This window comes from Kineococcus glutinatus (genome assembly GCF_039542765.1).
Taxonomy (GTDB): domain Bacteria; phylum Actinomycetota; class Actinomycetes; order Actinomycetales; family Kineococcaceae; genus Kineococcus_A; species Kineococcus_A glutinatus.
In genome coordinates this window covers 1-6835 of the sequence record NZ_BAABIL010000317.1, presented here as the reverse complement: position 1 = coordinate 6835, position 6835 = coordinate 1, and the positions used below count along the sequence as shown (strand labels likewise).

The 6835-nt window shown below is 75.0% G+C and carries 5 protein-coding genes; 4 read left to right on the top strand and 1 reads right to left on the bottom strand.

Annotated elements, in window-relative coordinates; translation table 11 throughout:
* Positions 1 to 150: 150 nt before the first annotated feature.
* Positions 151 to 1488 carry an ABC transporter substrate-binding protein gene (locus tag ABEB16_RS12295; protein WP_345712534.1) on the bottom strand — a complete coding sequence of 446 codons (1338 nt, stop codon included), beginning with the start codon at positions 1486 to 1488 and terminating at the stop codon, positions 151 to 153.
* A 138-nt stretch (positions 1489 to 1626) separates the two neighbouring features.
* On the opposite strand from ABEB16_RS12295, the gene ABEB16_RS12290 reads away from it, so the two are divergent.
* The 4 genes from ABEB16_RS12290 to galK all read left to right on the top strand — a co-directional run.
* Positions 1627 to 3678, top strand: a complete 2052-nt coding sequence (locus ABEB16_RS12290; protein ID WP_345712533.1) for a beta-galactosidase — start codon at positions 1627 to 1629, stop codon at positions 3676 to 3678.
* A gap of 5 nt (positions 3679 to 3683) precedes the next feature.
* A complete protein-coding gene (locus ABEB16_RS12285; protein WP_345712532.1) occupies positions 3684 to 4511 on the top strand; it encodes a DeoR/GlpR family DNA-binding transcription regulator in 828 nt (275 codons plus the stop codon).
* A gap of 110 nt (positions 4512 to 4621) precedes the next feature.
* Positions 4622 to 5719 carry a galactose-1-phosphate uridylyltransferase gene (galT, locus tag ABEB16_RS12280; RefSeq protein WP_345712536.1) on the top strand — a complete coding sequence of 366 codons (1098 nt, stop codon included), beginning with the start codon at positions 4622 to 4624 and terminating at the stop codon, positions 5717 to 5719.
* 1 nt (position 5720) lies between these two features.
* A partial coding sequence (gene galK, locus ABEB16_RS12275; protein ID WP_486335982.1) for a galactokinase occupies positions 5721 to 6835 on the top strand: 1115 nt, incomplete at its 3' end.

The window sequence follows — 6835 nt, the reverse complement described above, 5'->3', positions numbered from 1 at the left end:
GTCGGCCCGGGCGCGGCCGACGCCGCCGTGCCCACCGCCGTGCCCACCGCCGTGCGGGCCGCCCGCACCGCCGGCGGGCGCCGCCGGCGGTGCGACGGCGACCGGGGTCTCTTCGGTCACGGCTGGAACTCCTCGCAGCTGCCGGTCGGCTCAGGACGTGAAGATGCTCTTCTTCTGCTCCTCGATGCTGTTGACGAGGCCGTCGATGTCGGCCGGGTTGTTGATGAACGTCTGCAGCGAGGGGATCATCACGGTGGAGGCGAAGTCCGGCCGGGTGTCGCGGTCCATGAACTGGGCGATGGACTTGGCGCTGCCGACGTACTCGGCGCACCTCGCCTGCAGCTCGGTGTACCCGGAGGTGTCGGTGTCGCCGTTGGCGGTGATGACCGTCGGGTTGGTCTGCACCATGAGGGTGCCGGCGTCCGCGGAGCCGAGGTAGCCGAGGAACTTCTTGGCCGCCTCCTCGTCGCGGGGCCGCGCCGACATCATGTAGCCGTCCAGCGGCGCCTCGACCGCGTCGGCACCGATCGCCGGGTCGATCTCGGGGAAGTTGAAGAAGTCGAGGTCGCCCTGGTCGGCCTCGGGGAACTGCTCCCCGATGAAGGAGCCGAGCAGCATCATGCCCGCCTCCTTGTTGACGAGGGCGGTGGCGGCCTCCTGCCACTCCCGGCCGTTGGCGGCCTCCTGGTGGAACGGCATGATCTCCCGCCACGCCTCGAAGACGCTCTTGACCTCCGCGCTGTTCCAGGCCTCCTCGCCGGCCATGAGGTCGACGTGGAACTGGTAGCCGTTGATGCGCAGGTTGAGCTGGTCGAAGGTGCCCATCGCGGGCCAGCCGTCCTTGTCGGCGAAGGCCATCGGGACGAGCCCGTCGGTCTGCATCCGGGCCAGCAGCGCCTTGAAGGACTCCCAGTCCGCCGGCGGGGTGTAGCCGCGCTCCTGCCACAGCGACTTTCGGTAGAAGACCGCCCAGGGCCCGTAGGTGCTCGGCACGAGGTACTGCTTGCCGTCGTCGCCGGTGCCGGCCTGCTTGAAGGCGTCGGTGTAGCCGGTGAGGTCCTGCCACACGTCGCTGATGTCGCCGGCCAGGCCGCGGGAGGCGAAGAAGCGCATCCGGTAGCCGGAGAACCAGGTCCAGACGTCGTCGGGGCTGCCCTGGAGGTAGTTGTTGATGCCCTCCTGGAACTTCTCGTGCTCGATGGTGTTGATGGCGACGTCGACGCCGGCCTTGGTCTTCGCGTCGGCCGCGAGGGCCGCGATCATCTTCTTGGGCACCTCGTCGGAGCCGTTGGAGCCGAGCGTGGTGGCGGACCCGCCGCCCTCGCCGCCGCTGCCGGCGTCGTCCCCGCCGCAGGCGGTGAGCCCGCCGAGCGCGCCGGCGGCCAGGACGGAGCCGCGCAGCACGGAGCGGCGGGGCAGGCGGGTGGCTCGGACGGAGGCGGGCACCAGGCTCGCGAGGTGCTCGGCTTCGGTGCGGGGGCGGGTCATGGCGACTTCGACTCCTTCGTCGGGTGGCGGGAGCCTCTGCCGCAGCACGTCACCATGTCAAGCCAAACACCACGACCGATCACGAGTCGTGACCGATCCGTGTTCGATGCTGTTTGACTCCGCGGGATCGGGCCGGGCATGGTGAGCGCCGTGCGGCAGTGGAGCGGACCCGGCCTGGCCTTCGGCGGCGACTACAACCCCGAGCAGTGGCCGGAGGAGGTGTGGGCCGAGGACCTGCGGCTCATGGCGGAGGCCGGCGTGACGCTGGTCAGCGTCGGCATCTTCTCCTGGGCGCTGCTGGAACCGGAGCCCGACCGCTTCGAGGGGGCGTGGCTGGACCGCGTCCTCGACGGCCTGCACGGCGCGGGCGTCGGCGTCTGCCTGGCCACCGCCACCGCCTCCCCGCCGCCGTGGTTCACCGAGCGCTGGCCCGAGGCCCGCCCCGTCGGCGCGGACGGCGTGCGCACCGTCTTCGGCAGCCGCCAGACCTACTGCCCCAGCTCCCCCGCCTACCGCGAGCGGGCCGCCCTGCTCGTGGAGCGGGTCGCCGAGCGCTGGGGCGACCACCCCGCGCTGCGGCTGTGGCACGTCAACAACGAGATCGGCTGCCACAACTCCCGCTGTTATTGCGACGTCTCCGCGGCCGCCTTCCGCCGGTGGCTGGCCGAGCGCTACGGCAGCGTCGAGGCGCTGAACGAGGCGTGGTCCACCCGCTTCTGGTCGCAGGGCTACACCTCCTTCGCGCAGGTGCAGGTGCCCGCCCGCAGCACCACGTTCCCCAACCCCACCCAGGTCCTCGACTTCGACCGCTTCTCCTCCGACGAGCTGCTCGCGCTGCACGTCGCGGAGAAGGAGGTGCTGCGGCGCACCACCCCCGACGTGCCGGTGACGACCAACTTCATGGTCCACTCCAACACCCGGGACATGGACTACGGCCGCTGGGCGCGCGAGCAGGACGTCGTCTCCAACGACCACTACGTCCTCACCACCCCGCCCAACCCGACCACCGACCCGCGCGCCGAGCTGGCCTTCGCCGCCGACTGGACGCGCGGCCTGGCCGGCGGCGAGCCGTGGCTGCTCATGGAGCACTCCACCTCGGCGGTCAACTGGCAGCCCGTCAACGTCGCCAAGCTGCCCGGCCAGCTGCAGCTGGACTCCCTCTCCCACGTGGCGCGCGGCTCCGACGGGGCGTGCTTCTTCCAGTGGCGCGCCTCGGCCGGGGGCGCGGAGAAGTGGCACTCCGCCCTCGTGCCGCACGCCGGCACCGACTCCAAGGTGTGGCGGGAGGTCGTCGAGCTCGGCGGCGCGCTGCAGCGGATCGCCGAGGTGCGCGGCTCGCGGGTGGAGGCCGACGTCGCTTTCCTGCTGGACTACGAGGCGTGGTGGGCCGTCGAGCCGCCCGCCGGCCTGCCCACCCCCAGCCGGGAGCTGCGCTACCTGGACACGGCGCTGGCGCTGCACCGGCTGCTGCGCGAGCGGCACGTCACCGCCGACGTGCTCACCGTCGGCGCCGAGGGCGAGCGCCTCGCCGAGACCCTCGCCGGCTACCGCGTCGTCGTCGTGCCCGCACTGCACCTCGTCTCCGACGCCACCGCCGCCGCGGTCGCGGCCGCGGCCGGGGCGGGCGCGCAGGTGCTGATCACACATTTCTCCGGGATCCTCGACCCCGCCGGCCGGGTGCGCCTGGGCGGCCACCCCGGCGCGTTCCGCGACCTGCTGGGGGTGCGCGTGGAGGAGTTCGCGCCGCTGCTGCCCGGCGAGGTCACCGCGCTCGACGACGGCTCGCGCGGACGGGTGTGGTCCGAGCTCGGCCGCGCCGCGGCGGGCACCGAGGTCCTGGCCTCCTTCACCGACGGCCTCGCCGCCGGCAGCCCCGCGCTCACCCGCCGCCCCGCCGGCGCCGGTGCCGCGTGGTACCTGGCGACCGCGCTGGAGGACGAGGGCCTGCAGGCGCTGCTGGACCGGCTGCTGGCCGCGGGCGGGGTGCGGCCGGTGGTGGCGGGCGCACCCCGCGGCGTCGACCTGGTGCGGCGCCGCTCCGCGGAGGGGTCCTGGTTGTTCGTCCTCAACCACGGCGGGACCGCCGCCACCGTGCCCGCCAGCGGCCTGGACCTGCTCACCGGCCGGGAGGCCGACGGCTCCCTCGAGGTGGCGCCCCGCGGCTGCGCCGTGCTGCGAGAACGGGGGTGATCCCGGTGCTGGCCCGGCAGCGGCAGTCGCTCATCCTCGACGCGGTGCGCCGCGACGGGGCCGTGCGGGTGTCCGACCTCGTCGAGCGGCTCGGCGTCTCCGACATGACCATCCGCCGCGACATCGGGCAGCTCTCCCGCCGCGGCCTCGTCGCCCGGGTCCACGGCGGGGCCACCGCCCCGGAGGGGCGCAGCAGCGAGGAACCCGGCTTCCTCGCGAAGTCCTCGCTGCAGACGGCGCAGAAGCGCGCGATCGGTGCGGCCGCCGCCCGGCTCGTCACGCCGGGCTCGTCCGTGGCGCTGTCCGCCGGGACGACGACGGTGGAGGTGGCGCGGGCCCTGCTCGGCGTGGCCGGGCTGACGGTGGTGACGAACTCCCCGCGGGTGGCCGAGGTGCTGCACGAGCCGGCCCGGCACGACCGCACCGTCATCCTCACCGGCGGCATCCGCACCCCCTCCGACGCGCTCGTCGGCCCGGTCGCGGTGCGCAGCCTGCAGACCCTGCACGTGGACTGGCTCTTCCTCGGCGTGCACGGCCTGGACGCCGACGCGGGCCTGACCACGCCCAACCTCGTCGAGGGCGAGACCGACCGGGCCCTCATCGCGGCGGCGAGCACGCTCGTCGTCGTCGCCGACGCCACGAAGTGGGGTGTCGTCGGCCTGAGCACCATCGCCGGCCTCGAGGAGGTCGACGTCCTCGTCAGCGACGCCGCGCTGCCGGTGCAGGCGCAGGCCGTGGCGCGCGAGCGCACCGGCCGGCTCGTGCTGGCCGGCGACCCGGTGGACGGGGACGAGGGCAGCAGCAGCGCAGACAGCGAGGAGAGACGTCCGTGAGCGACCGGCCCAGCACCCCCCAGCAGCCTGCCGGCGGCGGCCGCGACGGCGCACCGCTCGGCGCGCCCCCGGGGGGCGGTTCCCACCCCGTGCGGCGCACGTCGCGGCGGATGGCCGACGGGCGGGAGATCGTCTACTTCGACGACTCCGAGCCGTTCCTGTCCGGCGCGGCGGTCCGCGAGGCCGTCGACACCCGCCCGCTGCCGCCGGCCGAGGACGTGGTGCGCGGCGGCTCGCAGGTGCGCCGGGACCCGCTGACGGGCGAGTGGATCGCGATGGCCTCCCACCGCAACGACCGCACGTTCCTGCCGCCGGCCGACCAGGACCCGCTCGCCCCCACGGTGCCGGGCGGTTTCCCCACCGAGATCGCCGAGTCCTCCTACGACGTCGTCGTCTTCGAGAACCGCTTCCCCTCCTTCTCCCCCCGCATCGGCGGCGAGCCCGGTCTCGTCGACGGCGAGGAGCTGTGGCCGGTGCGCCCGGCCACCGGCCGCACCGAGGTCATCTGCTTCTCCTCCGCGCACTCCGGCTCCTTCGGCACGCTCTCCCCGCACCGGGCCCGCACGGTCATCGAGGCGTGGGTGGACCGCACCGTCGACCTCGGCGCGCAGCCGGACGTCGAGCACGTGTTCGTCTTCGAGAACCGCGGCAAGGAGATCGGCGTCACGCTGCCCCACCCGCACGGGCAGATCTACGCCTTCCCGTTCGTGCCGCCGAAGGCGGCGCGGATGCTCCAGATGGCCCGCGCCCACCGCGAGCGCACCGGCCGCAACCTGTTCCGCGACGTCCTGGACGCCGAGCGCCGCTCCGGCGCGCGCGTCGTCGTCTCCTCCGAGCACTGGACGGCGTACGTGCCGGCCGCCGCCCGCTGGCCGGTGGAGGTCCACCTGGCCCCGCACCGGGACGTGCCGGACCTGCCGGCCCTCGACGACGCCGAGCGCGACGACCTGGCGGCCGTCTACCTCGACGTGCTGGGCCGCCTGGACCGCTACTACCCCGACGACGACCCGCTGCCCTACATCTCCGGCGTGCACCAGGCGCCGGTGCGCGAGGGGCGCGAGGACTTCCGCCTGCACCTGCAGGTGTTCTCGGTGCTGCGCGCCCCCGGCAAGCTGAAGTACCTGGCGGGCGTGGAGTCGGCCATGGCCGCGTGGATCAACGACACGACGCCGGAGCGGGTCGCCGCCCGGCTGCGAGAGGTGGGCTGACGTGGTGGTGCAGGACTCCGCGCCCGCGTTCCTGGAGGCACCGCGGCGGCCGGCCGCCGCGGCCGCCGCCGCGGAGCGGTTCACCGCGGCCTACGGCACCGCACCCGCGGGGGTCTGGTCGGCACCGGGGCGGGTGAACCTCGTCGGCGAGCACGTGGACTACACCGGCGGGCTGTGCCTGCCGCTGGCGCTGCCGCACCGCACGTTCGTGGCGCTGGCGCCCCGCGCCGACGGGGTGGTCCGGGTGCGCTCGGCGCAGGAGGCCGGCGCGTGGGAGGGGCCGCTGGCCGACGTCGGCCCCGGCGCGCCGGCGAGCTGGGCGGCGTACGTGGCGGGGGTGCCGTGGGCGCTGGCGCAGGACGCGCCGGAGGCGCTGCGGGAGGTGGCGGCCAGGGGTTTCGACGTCCTCGTGGACGGCCACGTGCCGCTGGGGTCGGGGCTGTCGTCCTCCGCGGCGCTGGAGTGCGCCGTCGCGGTGGCGCTGGCCGACCTGGCCGGCCTGGACCTGGACCCGGCCGGTTCCGACCCGCTGCGCGCGCAGCTGGCGGCGGCCTGCGTGCGGGCCGAGAACGACGTCGCCGGCGCCCCCACCGGCGGGATGGACCAGGCCGCCTCGCTGCGCTGCCGCGAGGGCGCGGGCATCCTGCTGGACTGCCGCGACGGCTCGGTGCACCACGTGCCGCTGGACCTGGCGGCCGCCGGCCTGGCGCTGCTCGTGGTGGACACCCGCGCATCGCACTCCCACGCTGACGGCGAGTACGGCCAGCGCCGCGCCAGCCTGGAGCGGGCGGGCGCGGCCCTCGGCGTGGCGACGATGCGGGAGGTGCCGTTCGCGGAGCTGGACGCGGCGCTGTCCCGGCTGCCCGACGAGGTCACCCGCGCCCGGGTGCGGCACGCCGTCACCGAGATCGAGCGGGTCCGGCAGACCGCCGCGCTGCTGCAGGGCGGGCGCGAGCGGGAGATCGGCCCGCTGCTGGACGCCTCCCACGAGTCGCTGCGCCACGACTACGAGGTCTCCGCCGCGGAGCTGGACCTCGTCGTGGACACCGCCCGCGCCGCCGGTGCGCTGGGGGCGCGGATGACCGGCGGCGGTTTCGGCGGCTCGGCGATCGCGCT